The 13360-nt window shown below is 66.7% G+C and carries 13 protein-coding genes and 1 other RNA gene; 4 read left to right on the top strand and 10 right to left on the bottom strand.

Translation table 11 applies throughout. The features are described from left to right. Positions 1 to 92 precede the first annotated feature (92 nt). Positions 93 to 548, top strand: a complete 456-nt coding sequence (locus ACYQ4T_RS18505) for a response regulator (protein WP_459857252.1) — start codon at positions 93 to 95, stop codon at positions 546 to 548. Here ACYQ4T_RS18505 and ACYQ4T_RS18500 read toward each other — a convergent pair. From ACYQ4T_RS18500 to ACYQ4T_RS18455, 10 genes are all read right to left on the bottom strand, one after another. Continuing rightward, positions 531 to 2219: a DUF4166 domain-containing protein gene (locus ACYQ4T_RS18500; protein ID WP_459857250.1), complete on the bottom strand. Its 1689-nt coding sequence runs from the start codon at positions 2217 to 2219 to the stop codon at positions 531 to 533. The genes ACYQ4T_RS18505 and ACYQ4T_RS18500 overlap by 18 nt on opposite strands. Positions 2220 to 2320: 101 nt before the next feature. Further along, entirely contained in the window at positions 2321 to 4315 is a 1995-nt protein-coding gene (locus tag ACYQ4T_RS18495) for a sensor histidine kinase (RefSeq protein ID WP_459857248.1), read from the bottom strand. 167 nt (positions 4316 to 4482) lie between these two features. After that, a complete protein-coding gene (locus tag ACYQ4T_RS18490; protein WP_459857246.1) occupies positions 4483 to 4938 on the bottom strand; it encodes a thiol-disulfide oxidoreductase DCC family protein in 456 nt (151 codons plus the stop codon). A 1-nt stretch (position 4939) separates the two neighbouring features. After that, a complete protein-coding gene (locus ACYQ4T_RS18485) occupies positions 4940 to 5620 on the bottom strand; it encodes a phytochelatin synthase family protein (protein WP_459857243.1) in 681 nt (226 codons plus the stop codon). Positions 5621 to 5624: 4 nt separating this feature from the next. Continuing rightward, complete coding sequence (gene recR / locus ACYQ4T_RS18480) at positions 5625 to 6218, bottom strand: recombination mediator RecR (protein ID WP_459857240.1); 594 nt, start codon at positions 6216 to 6218, stop codon at positions 5625 to 5627. After that, positions 6218 to 6541, bottom strand: a complete 324-nt coding sequence (locus ACYQ4T_RS18475) for a YbaB/EbfC family nucleoid-associated protein (RefSeq protein ID WP_459857236.1) — start codon at positions 6539 to 6541, stop codon at positions 6218 to 6220. Before ACYQ4T_RS18475 ends, recR begins: the two co-directional genes overlap by 1 nt. After that, positions 6538 to 8301 carry a DNA polymerase III subunit gamma/tau gene (locus tag ACYQ4T_RS18470; protein WP_459857234.1) on the bottom strand — a complete coding sequence of 588 codons (1764 nt, stop codon included), beginning with the start codon at positions 8299 to 8301 and terminating at the stop codon, positions 6538 to 6540. Before ACYQ4T_RS18470 ends, ACYQ4T_RS18475 begins: the two co-directional genes overlap by 4 nt. 83 nt (positions 8302 to 8384) lie before the next feature. Then, positions 8385 to 8483: signal recognition particle sRNA small type (gene ffs / locus ACYQ4T_RS18465), an RNA gene on the bottom strand. A 74-nt stretch (positions 8484 to 8557) separates the two neighbouring features. Beyond that, positions 8558 to 9265: a DUF6134 family protein gene (locus tag ACYQ4T_RS18460; protein WP_459857230.1), complete on the bottom strand. Its 708-nt coding sequence runs from the start codon at positions 9263 to 9265 to the stop codon at positions 8558 to 8560. A 13-nt stretch (positions 9266 to 9278) separates the two neighbouring features. Then, positions 9279 to 9935: a DUF6134 family protein gene (locus ACYQ4T_RS18455; protein ID WP_459857227.1), complete on the bottom strand. Its 657-nt coding sequence runs from the start codon at positions 9933 to 9935 to the stop codon at positions 9279 to 9281. Positions 9936 to 10057: 122 nt separating this feature from the next. On the opposite strand from ACYQ4T_RS18455, the gene nudC reads away from it, so the two are divergent. Genes nudC through ACYQ4T_RS18440 form a run of 3 tightly spaced genes read left to right on the top strand, consistent with a single transcriptional unit; the run spans position 10058 to position 13297 of the window. Continuing rightward, on the top strand, positions 10058 to 10966 hold the full coding sequence (nudC, locus tag ACYQ4T_RS18450; RefSeq protein WP_459857225.1) for an NAD(+) diphosphatase: 909 nt from the start codon (positions 10058 to 10060) through the stop codon (positions 10964 to 10966). Position 10967: 1 nt separating this feature from the next. Then, positions 10968 to 11414, top strand: coding sequence for a GtrA family protein (locus tag ACYQ4T_RS18445; protein WP_459857223.1), 447 nt, complete (start codon positions 10968 to 10970; stop codon positions 11412 to 11414). Further along, positions 11411 to 13297 carry a hypothetical protein gene (locus ACYQ4T_RS18440; RefSeq protein WP_459857220.1) on the top strand — a complete coding sequence of 629 codons (1887 nt, stop codon included), beginning with the start codon at positions 11411 to 11413 and terminating at the stop codon, positions 13295 to 13297. Before ACYQ4T_RS18445 ends, ACYQ4T_RS18440 begins: the two co-directional genes overlap by 4 nt. Positions 13298 to 13360 lie beyond the last annotated feature (63 nt).

Raw genomic sequence — 13360 nt, 5'->3', positions numbered from 1 at the left:
GACCGTCCGCGTGGTTAAGGCCGACCGCGCCGATTGACAAGATCTGCAACCAATGGCGGACTGGCCCGGGGAATCGACAATCCGGCGCCGCGATGGATCAGCCCAAGCTCATCCTGCTTGTTGAAGACAACGAGCTCTGCAGGAAGTACTTCAAGACCGTCCTCGAAGGTGCATTCGGCTGCAGGGTGCATGCTGCAAAGGACGGGCAATCGGCGCTGGCCTTCCTGGAATCCAACCGGCCCGACCTCATCCAGATGGACATCCAGCTGCCGTTCCTCTCGGGATGGGAGACGATCGCGATCATCGGATCGAAGCCGGAGCTGGACGGCATTCCGATTTGCGTCGTCACGGCCTGCGGCCTGATGTTTCCCGATCAGATCGGCGACGAGCGCCAACGCGCCGCGGAAGAGATGACGAAGCCGGTCATCCTGGCCGATTATGTCGAGATGATCGCCCGCCAGCTGTTCCAGGTCGGTCACGACGAGGCCAAGCGCATCGGCACGCTGCTGCGCTCGACCTGGATCGAAGGCTCAAGGACCCTCCACTGACCTGCCGGGTTGGTTGAGCCGCAGGCGGCCGCGATAGGCGATGACGCGCCCCAGGCCGAGCGCCGAGACCTCGACCGAGAAGCCATAATCCTCGCCCTCCTGCCATTGCGTCGCGGCGACGCGCGGGCCGAGCGCGCGGGGCAGCGGCAAGCCGCAGAGCCACCAGCGCTCGAACACCATGCGCAGGCCTTGCTCGCCGGTCTCGACGCGGAAGCCATAGGCCAAGGGACCGACGCATTCGCGCATTGCGCCGGTGCGGCCGGGCCAGGGCTTGAGATGGCTTCTGAAGGTGCTGGTCGGGAAGACGCGGCGCCAGATCTCGCCGTCTCCCTGCGGTTCGAACTCGACGGTGAGCGGCAGGTCCGCACCGCTGGGCGGGAAGCCGAGGAGCTTGCACATCAGGACCGCGAGCGGGTGAGTGCCGCGGGTGACGGCGACCGTGCCGGAGGCGCTGCGCTCCAGCGGATCGTCGTGCATAGCGCGGATCGCCGGCGGGAGGGACTCGACGGCAGCGCCAAGCCAGCGGCGGAAGGGCGATGGCGGCAGGCGTTCCGCCGCACTGGCATCCTCGATCTTGAAGGCGGCGAAGGCGCTGCGGAACTCGGCGAGAGTCAGCACGTCGATCCCGGGCCGCGCGCCGGCGGTGATCTCGCCGCGATCCAGCTTCTCGGCCAGCAGGGCGGCCGCGAGCGCCGGGACCCAGAGGCCGTCGCCCGCCTCGGCGATGACGCTCCAACGGCGGCGCTCCCAGGTCGCGCCATTGCGGCCGGTCACCGTCACCAGCATGCCGGAACGCGTGCTGCCGAAGCCGCGCAGCAGGGCGAAGGCGCTGCCGGCGAGCGCGGTAAAGGGCGTCAACGATTTCAGGAGCCGCGCCGAGACCAGGCGGGACAGCAGGCCGGCGCCGCGGTTGAGAATCGCAAGCTCGGTGCCGGCGCGGAAGAGCGCCTTGCGCAAAGTGGGATAGCGCGCGGGCAGAAGGTCGAGATCGGGTACCGCGCAGGGCGCGACGAGCCGGCGCAGCGGCGCATGGCCGGGAACGGCGATGTCCGTTGAATGCCAATTCTGCAGGCCGGCGATCTCGCGCCACGCGCCGAAGCGGCGGACCCGGATCGGCCGGCCGGCATAAGAGAGCAAGGCCGCATGCACGGAGCGACCAAGCGTCGCCTGATTGCTGGAGCTGATCGCGATCTCGACCTCGAGCGGCTCGACCAGGTCTTTGGTCAGTTCGGCGACCACGGCGGAGGACAAGGTCGGGACGCTGCTGGCGCCGGCGATCACGGTGAGGCCGCGGGTCTTCGCCTCGGCGTCGAAGCGGCCGATGTCGTGGACAAAGCGCCGCGCATCGGCGAGGTCGATGTAATGCAGGCCGGATTCGAGCGCGGCGCGCACCACCGGATAGTCCAGCGACTCGTCGCCCTGGAACGGGCCGGAGGCATCGATCACCAGCCAGAGGCCGAGGGACTTGAGCTTGGCCGCCGTGATTGCCTCGCGGTCGAGCGCGACGGCGGCGATGTTCCCGTCATCGAGCGAATGGACGAAGGCCTCCGCCCTTTCCCTGGACCGGCCGGCGACCAGAAGCGACCAACGCTTGTGCCGGGCGAGCAACCGAACGATCCGGCTGCCGAAGGTGCCATAGCCACCGAGGATCAGGATGCGACGCACGCTCACTCACGGAATCGGAGATCGAGATCCGAATAGATAGCAGACCCAACGCCTGCTGGGCCACCGATCGACATCGGTAGCGTCTGGCCGATGCGGATTGTTGGGAGCTAACCGGCCAGCGCCAGGCTCTCCTGCTCGCCCGCCCCTCGGATGGCATCGCCCGGCAGGGTTACCGTGACGGTGGTGCCGATCCCGATGGACGATGTCACATTCAGGCTTCCGCGCATGCCGGCCGCCAGTGCTTTGCTGATCGACACGCCCAGTCCGGTGCCGGCGACGCCGGAGTGGTGAGGATGCCGCTCCTGCACGAATGGGCTGCCGAGCTTTTCCAGGATATGGCCTGGAATGCCGGGGCCGTTGTCGGCAATCCAGAACACGGCAGAGCGGTCGCTGCTCGAGCGTTGACAGCCGATCCTGATCTCGCCGCCCTTGGCGGTGAACTTGATCGCGTTGGAAAGCAGGTTGAAAATGATCTGGCGGGTTGCGCGCTTGTCCGCAAAAGCCACCAGCGTCGGCAAGACGTCCTGCTTGACAGTCTGACCCTTCTCGCAAGCCAGCGGAAATACGGTGCTAGCGGTCTGCCGGATCAAATCGGCGAGATCAAACAGCTCCGGCACCAAGTCGTATGAGCCGACCTCGATCTTGGTGATGTCGAGAACGTCGTTGATGATCGTCAGAAGATGCTCGCCACTGCCCTGGATGTCTTCGAGGTACTCGCGGTACTTGGCATGTCCGAGCGGACCCAACGGCTCGCTTGAGATCAACTGCGAGAAGCCAATGATCGCATTCAGCGGCGTCCGCAGCTCGTGGCTCACGCTCGCAAGGAACATGGACTTCGCGTGGGAGGCATTCTCGGCCTCCTTGGCGACCCGGGCACTCTCTTCGGCGAGGCGGATGAGCTCGTCGTTCATCAACTCGACTTCCGTCATGTCCCGCAGCACCGCCGTCAAGAGCCGCTTCCCCTCGAACATGAATTTGCTGGTCGAGGCCATGACCGGAAACTGGCTGCCATCGGCGCGGAGCCCCCGGACGTAGGGATGATTGGCGGCGATCCCGGCCCCGATCTCGGCCTTTGCCAGAGCGTTGCCGGAGCGGTCTCGACCATCGAGAGAGATCGCAGGCAAGAGCAGGCTGATCTCCTTGCCGAGCACCTCCTCCGCCTTGTGGCCGAACATTGCTTCTGCGGCGGGGTTGAAGACTCGGATGCGATCGCGCTCATCCACGGTCAGCACCGCGTCGGGCGCCGCCGTCAGAATGTTGGAAAGCAGGGTTGCATTGCGCATCGACCGGCTGCGGACCGAAAGACCGACGAAGAGCATCAGCGAGGAAACCACAGCGAGCGCGAGGCCTATGCCGAAGATGACGAACTCATCGGCGTTCGAATGGTGCGGCGTGAACTCCGGAAAGCGGACGACGACCCATTTGTTGAGAAAGGGCACCATACGGTCCGCGGGATTTCGGACCCGCATCTGCTCATCATCGGCATCCACGACGTCGAAGCTGGCGGCGATTCCGGTTTGCTCGGTGCCATCGAGCAGGCTCTGCAAGCCATCGATGCGGAAGACGCCGTTTATGTAGCCTCTGAAGCTGCCGCCGCGCCAGATCGGAAAATACGTCGCAACGCCCTTGCCGCCCTGGAACAGATCGACCAGACCGGTCGCCTGCGGCAGATTGGTCGCCCGTGCACTCAGGATCAGCGCCCGCGTCTCCGACTTCTGTCCGGCGATCTTGCCGAGCGAGGCGGCGTTGCTCTCGCGCGGCCAGACGCGAACGATCACACGATCGGCATCGATGAGATTTATGGCCAGATATCCCGAAGCATTCTGATGCGTCGCCGCGGCGGCAATGTCGAAACTCGCTTCGTCGTCGATCTCACCGTCCTGGGCCATCTTCGCGATGAGCTGCAGCCCGCTCACGCGCTGCGCCAGCCGGCTCTCGAAGGTCCGGAAGGCCTGGTCGGTCGTGGCGGCATAATGCTGTGCTTCGAGGGTGATGCTGGCGTGATGCTTGGTCACGGCCACGTAGGCCGCGGCACCGGAGATGACGACAAGAAGGAGTGCTGCCGGAATGGCGTTGCGCAGCGGTGTGTTCCGGATCAGCACGACTATCTTGCCTCACAACGACCATGGGCCCCCATCTCCAGAAAGATAGGCACCCGGGCTTTATTTAAGGTGAATAGGTTTGCCTTCACAGCCCGACGTGGCGTATCGCCGCGGAACCGGGACATGCCTGACGAAGATCAATGATCTTCGTCAGGGGCCGCGCGAGATCAATCGAGGAATCGCGGCGCGAGATCCGGCGTCGGCAGATAGCAGACATCGCGCTTGCCGAACCAGTTGTAGCGGTTGCGGGCAAGGCGGTTGTAGAGCCAGTCGCGCAGCGGGCGCGGGATCGCGTAGAGGATCGGCATCATGCGCCACAGGCCGCAGAAGCGGCGCGCGATCTCGATGAAGGCGTCGAGCTCGGTGTAGACCCTTCCCTCCAGCACCAGCAGGTTGGAATCCCAATCGCCGCTCTTCAAGCCCAGGCGCGCATAGAGCGCTTCGCCGCGCGGCGATTGCGCGGGGAGGAACTGGAACAGCGCGTCGCGGTCCCGGCGGATCACGAAGCGCACGAAGCCGGTGCAGAGATGGCAGATGCCGTCGAACACGATCAGCGGTTTCCGGAGATCGGAAAGATGCGCCGCCGCCAGATCTTCCGCCGAGACCGGGCGCGGCGGCGGCATGTCAGCCGCGTCTGAGGACGAGATAGCCGCGCGGGCTGCCGCTGATCGGCGAGATCGGCACCATGCCCTTCACGAGACGCATCCGGTCGACCCAATAGGGCTCGTAATCCGCCTTCCAGACATCGAGCAGGAGGACGCGATCGGTCGCGGCGTCATAGGCGCCGATCGGCGAAAAATGGCCGATGTCCCACTGATCACCATAGGTGGTCGCGAGGTGATAGTTGCCTGCGAGCAGCCGGTCCCCCGCCTGTTCCATCGCGACCAACTGGTTGCGGAAGGCTTCGGCGGTCGCCGCATCGTCGGCGGCGATGGCGCAATGCTCGACCGACCAGCCGGAAAGCGCGTAGAGCGCGAGGGCGCGCTCCAGCTTGTCACGAAGCTCGGCCAGCGAGGCCCCGCCGCCATCCGGCGGCGTGATGCCCTTCTCCCATTCCGCATCCGCCATGCGCGCGAGCAATCCGCGCTCGCTGATGAACTCGCCGATCCGCGCATGCCCCTCCATGGCGCGGGCGCCATTGAGCAGCATGGTCGCCGTCGCCAGCGAGCAGGAGCAGTCGGTGTGCTGATGCAGGAGATAGGGCGACAGGGCCCAATAGGCCGGCGCCGGATTCTTCTGGATATAGGCGTGGTCGCGCGAGAGCGGCGAGAGATGCGTGGTCTGGGTCTTGCTGAGCTCGTTCATGACCTCACACCTTCTGCCGCGCCTTCAGGGCCTGGATCAGCGTGCCGTCGTCGAGATAGTCGAGTTCGCCCCCGACCGGAACACCGTGGGCGAGGCGCGAGATCGCCACGTCGAAATCATGCAGGCGGTCGGCCAGATAGTGGCCGGTGGTCTGGCCATCGACCGTGGCACCGAGCGCCAGGATCACCTCCTTGACATCGCCGGCTTCGACCCTGCGCAGCAGCGGGCCGATGCTGAGCTGCTCCGGCCCGACGCCGTCCAGCGCCGAGAGGACGCCGCCCAGCACGTGGTAGCGACCCTTGAAGGCGTTGGCGCGCTCGAGCGCCCAGAGATCGGCCACATCGGCAACCACGCAGACAGAAGCCGGATCGCGCCGCGTGTCGCGGCAGATCGCGCAGGGATCGGCGTCATCGAGATTGCCGCAAATCGAGCAGGCCCGCACCGTGTCGGCGACCCGCTCCAAGGCGTCGATCAGCGGCAGCAGCATGGCGTCGCGGCGCTTCATCAGGGCGAGCGCGGCGCGCCGGCCGGAACGGGGACCCAGGCCGGGCAGCTTCGAGAGCAGCTGGATCAGCTTGTCGATCTCGGAGAGCGGCATCAGAACGGCAGCTTGAAGCCCGGCGGGAGGGAGAGGCCGCCGGTCAGCTTGCCCATCTCCTCCTGGACCATCGCCTCGCCCTTCTGGCGCGCGTCGCGCAGCGCAGCGACGATCAGGTCTTCCAGCACCTCGGCCTCGCTGGGATTGATCAAGGACGGATCGATCTTGACCCTCTTCGGGTCGCCCTTGGCCGAGGTCGTGATCGTGACCATGCCGCCGCCCGACTGGCCGGTGACTTCGGCCTGATCCAGCGCCGCCTGCAGCTCGGCCATCTTGGCCTGCATCTGCTGCGCCTGCTTCATCATCTGGCCGAGATTCTTCATTGGTCTTCCTCAGGTAATGGCGCCGCCTCGTCTTCAGCAGCGGATTCTTCGGTCACTTTGAGATCGCGCACGGCATCGATCGTGGCGCCCGGGAAGGCGTCGAGCACCGCCTTCACCAGCGGATGCTCGGCGGCGCGGCGGCGGAGCTCGGCCTCCACGGCCTGGGCCTGCTCCTTCAAAGTCGGCGCGCCGAGGTCGCCGGAGACGCTGATCAGCCAGCGGGCGCCGGTCCATTTCAGCAAGCAGGCGGCGACACGGTTCGGCAGATCGGCCGGCGCCCTGGGTGTCGGCCTGAGCTCGATCCGGCCCGCCTCGAAACGCACCAGATGCACGTCGTTGATGAGATGGGTGAGAAGGATGCCTTCCTTCTTCTCCTTGAAGAGCTCGACCATGGCGTCGAAAGTCTCGATCTTCGGCAGCGCGGCCTGTACCGGCGCAGCTTGAGCGGCCGGATCGCGCGCCACCTGCTGCGTGGAGATCGCGCTGGTGACGGGGCCGCCGAAATTGGTCGGGCCGTTGCTCGAGCCGCGCGGCGATGGCGTGGGCGCCGGTGCCGATGCGCCGGCTTGACCGACCAGCTGTTTCACCAGATCGCCCGGCGTCGGCAGATCGGCCACATGCATCAGGCGAATGAGCGCCATCTCGACCGCGGCCAAAGGCTGCGGCGCGTATTGTGCCTCGCCGAGACCCTTCAGCAGCATCTGCCAGGCGCGGGCCAGGACCGGGAGCGAGAGATCCTTCGCCAGCGCGCCGCCGCGCTTGCGCTCGGCTTCGGGCACCGCCGGCTGGTTGAGCACGTCCGGCGTCAGCTTGCAGCGGGTCAGCCAGTGCGTCAGGTCGAGCAGATCCTGCAGCACGACGATCGGGTCGGCGCCGGCCTCGTACATGCGGCGGAGCTGGCCCAGCGCCTCGGCCGCGTTGCCCGCCATCACCGATTCATAGAGCTCGAAGAGCTGCGTCCGGTCGGCGATGCCGAGCATCGCACGGACCTGCTCCTCGCTCACTTCCTGGCCGGGCTCGGCCAGGGTAATCGCCTGGTCCAAGAGCGAGAGACCGTCGCGGGCCGAGCCGTCGGCGGCGCGGGCGATCAGCGCCAGCGCGTTCGCGGCGAGCTTGGCACCTTCGGCCGCAGCGATCGAACCCAGATGCTGCGCCAGCTTGTCGGCCTCGATGCGCCGCAGGTCGAAGCGCTGGCAGCGCGAGAGCACGGTCACCGGCACCTTGCGGATCTCGGTGGTGGCGAAGATGAACTTCACATGCTCGGGCGGCTCTTCCAGCGTCTTCAGCAGCGCGTTGAAGGCGCTGGACGAGAGCATGTGGACTTCGTCGATGATGTAGATCTTGAAGCGCGCGCTGACCGGGCGATAGCGCACGCCTTCGATCAATTCGCGGATGTCGTTGACGCCGGTGCGGCTCGCCGCGTCCATTTCGATCACATCGACATGGCGGTCCTCGGCGATCGCGGTGCAATGCTCGCATTGGCCGCAAGGGCTGGCGGTCGGGCCGCCTTTGCCGTCCGGGCCGATGCAGTTGAAGGCGCGCGCCAGGATGCGGGCGGTGGTGGTCTTGCCGACGCCGCGCACGCCGGTCAGCATGAAGGCATGCGCCAGGCGGCCCTGCGCGATCGCATTGGTCAGGGTGCGCACCAGCGCCTCCTGGCCGATCAGCCCGGCGAAGTCGCTCGGCCGGTATTTCCGGGCCAGCACCCGGTAGGGGGCAACGGCTGCCGCAGAATCGCGAGGCGCACTGTCATTGGGCATGCGCCCTTGGTAGCGAATCCCGACGCGCAATACCAGTGCGCGGATAGTGCTTCTCTATCAGAGACTTAAGATATGCGGGGAGAGGTGGGAGGCTGGACAACGACCCGAGCGGAAACTCGTTACGGCTGCTTCCTTCCGGACCTGACCGGGTTGGCGAGACGCCCGTCCATCGCCAACCTCCCGGGGCACTATATCGGCGATCGGAAGCGCGCTGGCAAGCCCCCGGTCAGACGCGATTGTCGCAACGAAACGAAGGCTATTCACTGGCCTCGGAGCCGGCCTCGCGGCTGGCCTGCGGGTCGCTGATCAGGTTCTGCTGGATCAAGGATCCGTCGCTGCCGCGCTGCCGCGCGGAGACCAGGTTACCGGCGGAATCGTACCAGACCTCGCGCTCGATCTCGCCCTTGACCGCGAAGCGGCGGGCCTCGACCCGGCCTTCCGGGAGATCCAAGGTCTCGATCCCCTTGTCCTCGATGCTGATAGTGCGCAGCTGCAGCGGCGAGGCTTCGATGATCGCCGTGCCCTTGAGGCCGGCCATCTGCCACATCGTGCTGGAGGACTGGCAGTCGCATTCGAAATCGCGGCTCTGCTTGCCGATCTTGCCGGTCCAGCGATCACCCTCGCGCGTGAGCTTGCCCACGCGCAGGCCGTCGGGATCCTTGGTTTCCGCCGCAACGGCAACCAGCCGGTTGCCTTGATAAATGTCGGTCAGCACCTGATGCATGCGGTAGACGGTGATTCCCAGCAGCCTCACCTCGATCGCGCTCTCGGTGGTGACGATGAGCTGGTCGCCGTCCTGTTTCAGCGTCACCGTCTGGGTGCCGATCGGATCGCCGTCGCGCGTGACCTCGAAGACATAGGCGCCGAGCCGGCCGGGCCAGGCCGGCACCTCCTGCGCCGCGACCGCGCCGGCGCTCAGCAGCAGCAGGCCGCAGGCGGCCAGGAGGGCGAGCGATTTGTGCATGGATCTTCCGCTGCTACGGCCGCTGCTGCAATTCGAGCCGCACGACGCTGCCGTCGGGGGAATCGCTGCGCTGCCCGGCCACCAGGATGCCGTTCGCGTCATACCAGAGGTCGCGCTTCCACTCGCCGCTCAGCTGATAGTGATGCGTCTCGATCCGGCCGACCGGCAGGCTCAGCGTCTCGACGCCGAGATCCTTCACCGTGACGTCGCGGACCTTGCCGCGCACCGTGTCGAGTACCTGCGTCTGGCCCAGTGCAGGTTTCTGCCAGAACAGGCTGGTCACCAGCGTCGGCTCGACCGCGCGCGCGCCGCCGTTGTATTCGCCCTTCAGGAGATCGCCCTGCAGCGTGAGATTGACCTTGCGATCCTTGCCGTCGTCATCGGCTTCCGAAGTCAGCGAGGTGATCCGACCGTCCTCATGCACTTCCTCGACTTGCTGGTCGAAGGCATAAAGGGTCATCCCCAACAGGGTCACACTGAGCTCCATGTGGCTGAGCACGCGCAGCCGCTCGCCGTCGTTGACGAACTCCATGCGCTGCTGCCCGACCGGCTCGCCTTCGCGAATGATCGTGTAGATATAGATGCCGGCAGGGGCGCCCTCGGCCCGAGCGGCGCGGCCGAAAGGCAAAGCCAGCGCCAGCGTCAGCAGGATGGCTCCCGCCGCACGCACAACCCACCCCCTGGGATTCAGGAGGAGCGAGAATGAGGCTTGCCGCGAGGTCGATTCGGTCACCATGATGGCGCTTCACGCATGGACGTACTCAGACTGTTCTCAAAACAGCCCTCAATGTAATGGCTAGACGCGTCAATTTCTACGCCACCGGGGAATTCAACCGGGCGGTGGAGCGCCGGGAAGATGTGGCCTGGATCCGGGAAAAGCTGGCAGACCCGGCCTCCCGCCTATATCCCATATGGCGGCTGCGGAATTATGTGTCCGATCCGGAGGCGCCGCGGGCGCTGGTCCTCGACCCCAAGCTGCGCGCCGACTTCATCGAAGCGGCCCGCAATGTGGTGTTGCTCGGGACCGAGGAGGAGACCGCCCATTTCCTGATCGATATCTCCCATCTCGAGGAATCCGAGGCCCAGGCGCTCGGCCATGCGGTCGACCTGCGGGCGGTCGGCGCGCTGATGCCGCAGCGCGAGGGCGCGCTGCTCGCCTATGCCCGCGGACTGACCTATTGGCACGACCGGCACAAATTCTGCGGCGTCTGCGGATCGCCGACCGAGCCGAAATCCGCCGGGCACCAGCGGCAATGCACCAACCCGGATTGCAGCGCGGTACAGTTTCCCCGCACCGATCCCGCGGTCATCATGCGGATCACCCATGGCGACAAGATCCTGATGGCGCGCCAGGCGGTCTGGCCCCAGGGCATGCATTCGGTCCTGGCCGGCTTCGTCGAGCCGGGCGAGAGCCTCGAGGACGCGGTCGCCCGCGAAGTCTATGAAGAGGTCGGCCTGCGGCTCACCCGCATCAAGTATTTCAGCTCCCAACCCTGGCCGTTTCCCTCGTCGCTGATGCTCGGCTTCAGCGCCGAGGCGACCAGCGACCAGTTCCGGGTCGATCAGGACGAGCTCGAATCCGCGCGCTGGATGACGCGGCAGGAGCTGCTCGACTCGCCGGAGGACGAGACCTTCAAGCTGCCGCGCAAGGATTCGATCTCGCGGCGGCTGATCGAAGACTGGCTGCGGTTGAAATTCTGACATGGCGCGCGCCGCTCGGCCCGACGGCAAGGCTCCCGAAGGCAAGCTCGTGGGACAGATGCTGCGCTTCGGCATCGTCGGCGGCATCGGCTTCCTGGTCGATACCGGTGTTCTTTACCTCATGTTGGCCTGGAGCCTCGACCCTTACAGCGGCCGCGTCTTTTCCTTCCTGGCAGCCGCGACCGCGACCTGGATTCTCAACCGATCCTTCACCTTTCGCCGCGACAGTCCTTCCGGCAAACACCCGGCCGGCGAATGGCTGGCCTATCTCGGGCTGATGGTGATCGGAGGCCTGGTGAATTACGGGATCTATGCGGCGGCGGTGGCATTGTCCGAGCCCGTGCACCGGCAACCGGTGATCGGCGTCGCCCTGGGCGCGATCGCCGGGATGGCGATCAACTTCTGGACCTCGAAGACCATGGTGTTCGAGCGGAAGACCGGGTCATGAGCGGGGCGGAAACCGCCATCGCGGCCAAGCCCACGGCCTCGTCACGCGCGATCGGCTGGTTCCTGGCCGGTCTGTTCCTGGTCTTCGCCATCGGGCTGCACATCCTCTTCGCCTTCAAGAACGGCGTGGTGGTGCGCGAGCACGGGCTCGGCGACACCGACGGCTACATGCGCGTGCTGCGGATCATGGACCTCTACAACGGCGGCGGCTGGTACGACACCGTGACCGCCAGGCTGGGGGCGCCGGAAGGCCTGTCGCTGCATTGGACCCGGCCGGTCGACGTTCTGATCCTGCTGCCGGCCCTGCTCGCCCATCTGTTCGGCGCGCCGGTCGATCGCGCGGTCTACTGGATCGGCGCCGGATTCTCCTCGGCCGGCCACATCGCCGCCTGCTTTGCCGCGGCCTGGGCCGCGAAGCCGCTCTGGCCGAAGCCCGGCTATCGCTTCGCGGCCGTGATCCTGCTGACCAACGCCGCCGCTTTCGGCTACGGCATGGTCGGCCGCCCCGACCATCACACCTTGCTGCTGCTGCTGACCGCCCTGATGCTGGGCGCGATGCTGCGCGCGGCGCTGGCGGGCATGACCCCGCGGCAACAGCAGCCCGGGGAACGCCGTTGGGCGGGGGTCGCCGGTCTCTATGCCGGGTTCGGCGTCTGGGTCAGCCCGGAGATGATGGTGCCGATCGTGCCCGTCATCGTGACTCTGGGCCTGTTCTGGCTCGATGCGCCGCTGGACAAGCACCGGCTCGCCGGCGAGGCGGAGCGCGACTGGGCGGCACTCGGCGCCGCCTTCTCGCTGGCGATGGCCGCCGTCATCCTGGTGTCGATCCCGATCGAGCATCCGCCCTCGCGCTGGCTGACGCCTGAATACGACAAGGTCTCGATCCCCTATCTGGTGCTGCCGCTGCTCTGGGCGGCGGTGTTCCTGCTGGCGCAAAGGGTGCGCGGCGGCGTGGTGCTGCGCAGCCTCGCCGGGGCGGGATTGGGCGTCATCGGTCTTGCGGTGCTGCTGCTGCTCTACCCGGACCTGCTGCTCGGGCCGCTCGGCGTCGATCCGCGCTTGAAGGCCGACTTCCTCGACAGCGTCAACGAGATGCAGCCGCTCTGGCCGACCGGCATCGACCGGTTGCGCAACTTCCTGCCGCTGGTCGGGCAGTCGGTGATCGCAATCGTGCTGCTGCCCTTCGCCTTCCGCGCTTGGGGCGAGCAGCGCCGCTGGTCGGCGCTGCTGCTCACCATGGCGTTCGGCTTCATGCTGATCGGCGCGCTCCTGCATGCGCGGCTCGGCGTGGAACTGGCGCCGAGCGTCGCCATCATCTGTGCCGGCTTTTTCTTCCTGGCCGAGACGAAGATGAGAGCAACGCCGCGGCTCCTGCGCACCCCGGCGCTGGTGCTGGTCGCGGTCGGGCTGACTTGCGGACCGCTGTTCGCCGCGCAATTCCTGCCCCCGGTACCGCAGGGCGCCGGCTGTCCCACGCCGATGCTGGCGGAATGGCTGAACAGCGCGCGGCCCGGCAAGTGGCCAGCCGGCGGCGGGGCGCCGATCATCATGACCGACGATATCTCCTACGCGCCGGAGCTCGCCTTCCGCACGCCCTATCGCTTCGTCGCCGGGCCCTATCACCGCAATCCGCAGGCGATCTTCGACACCGCGGACGCGATGCGCGATCAAGGCGGCGAGACCGCGCGGGCGATCCTGGAGAAGCGCCAGGTCTCGCTGGTGATCCGCTGCATCGACGTGGTGATCCCGCGGCTCTACACGCCGGACCACTTCAACTTCTACGCCGATCTCGGCCGCGCGCATGTGCCGAGCTGGCTCACGCGCATCGAGCTGCCGATGGACCTCTCGCCGCATTACCGGATCTACGAAGTGAACGGGCGCTGAGCCCGTCGCCTGCCGTGCGAACTCGGCACGTGACCCGCGGATCAAGTCCACGGGTGACGGGCC

The organism is Dongia sp. agr-C8 (assembly GCF_054658695.1).
Note: the sequence above shows the minus strand (reverse complement) of the source record. Positions and strands in the feature narration are given on the sequence as shown.

Coding starts and splice junctions, on each gene's coding strand:
- ACYQ4T_RS18445 (WP_459857223.1), top strand. CDS start 10,968: ATGGCGCGCGCCGCTCGGCCCGACGGCAAGGCTCCCGAAGGCAAGCTC.
- ACYQ4T_RS18470 (WP_459857234.1), bottom strand. CDS start 8,301: ATGCCCAATGACAGTGCGCCTCGCGATTCTGCGGCAGCCGTTGCCCCC.
- ACYQ4T_RS18460 (WP_459857230.1), bottom strand. CDS start 9,265: ATGCACAAATCGCTCGCCCTCCTGGCCGCCTGCGGCCTGCTGCTGCTG.
- recR (WP_459857240.1), bottom strand. CDS start 6,218: ATGCCGCTCTCCGAGATCGACAAGCTGATCCAGCTGCTCTCGAAGCTG.
- ACYQ4T_RS18485 (WP_459857243.1), bottom strand. CDS start 5,620: ATGAACGAGCTCAGCAAGACCCAGACCACGCATCTCTCGCCGCTCTCG.
- ACYQ4T_RS18505 (WP_459857252.1), top strand. CDS start 93: ATGGATCAGCCCAAGCTCATCCTGCTTGTTGAAGACAACGAGCTCTGC.
- nudC (WP_459857225.1), top strand. CDS start 10,058: ATGGCTAGACGCGTCAATTTCTACGCCACCGGGGAATTCAACCGGGCG.
- ACYQ4T_RS18475 (WP_459857236.1), bottom strand. CDS start 6,541: ATGAAGAATCTCGGCCAGATGATGAAGCAGGCGCAGCAGATGCAGGCC.
- ACYQ4T_RS18440 (WP_459857220.1), top strand. CDS start 11,411: ATGAGCGGGGCGGAAACCGCCATCGCGGCCAAGCCCACGGCCTCGTCA.
- ACYQ4T_RS18490 (WP_459857246.1), bottom strand. CDS start 4,938: ATGCCGCCGCCGCGCCCGGTCTCGGCGGAAGATCTGGCGGCGGCGCAT.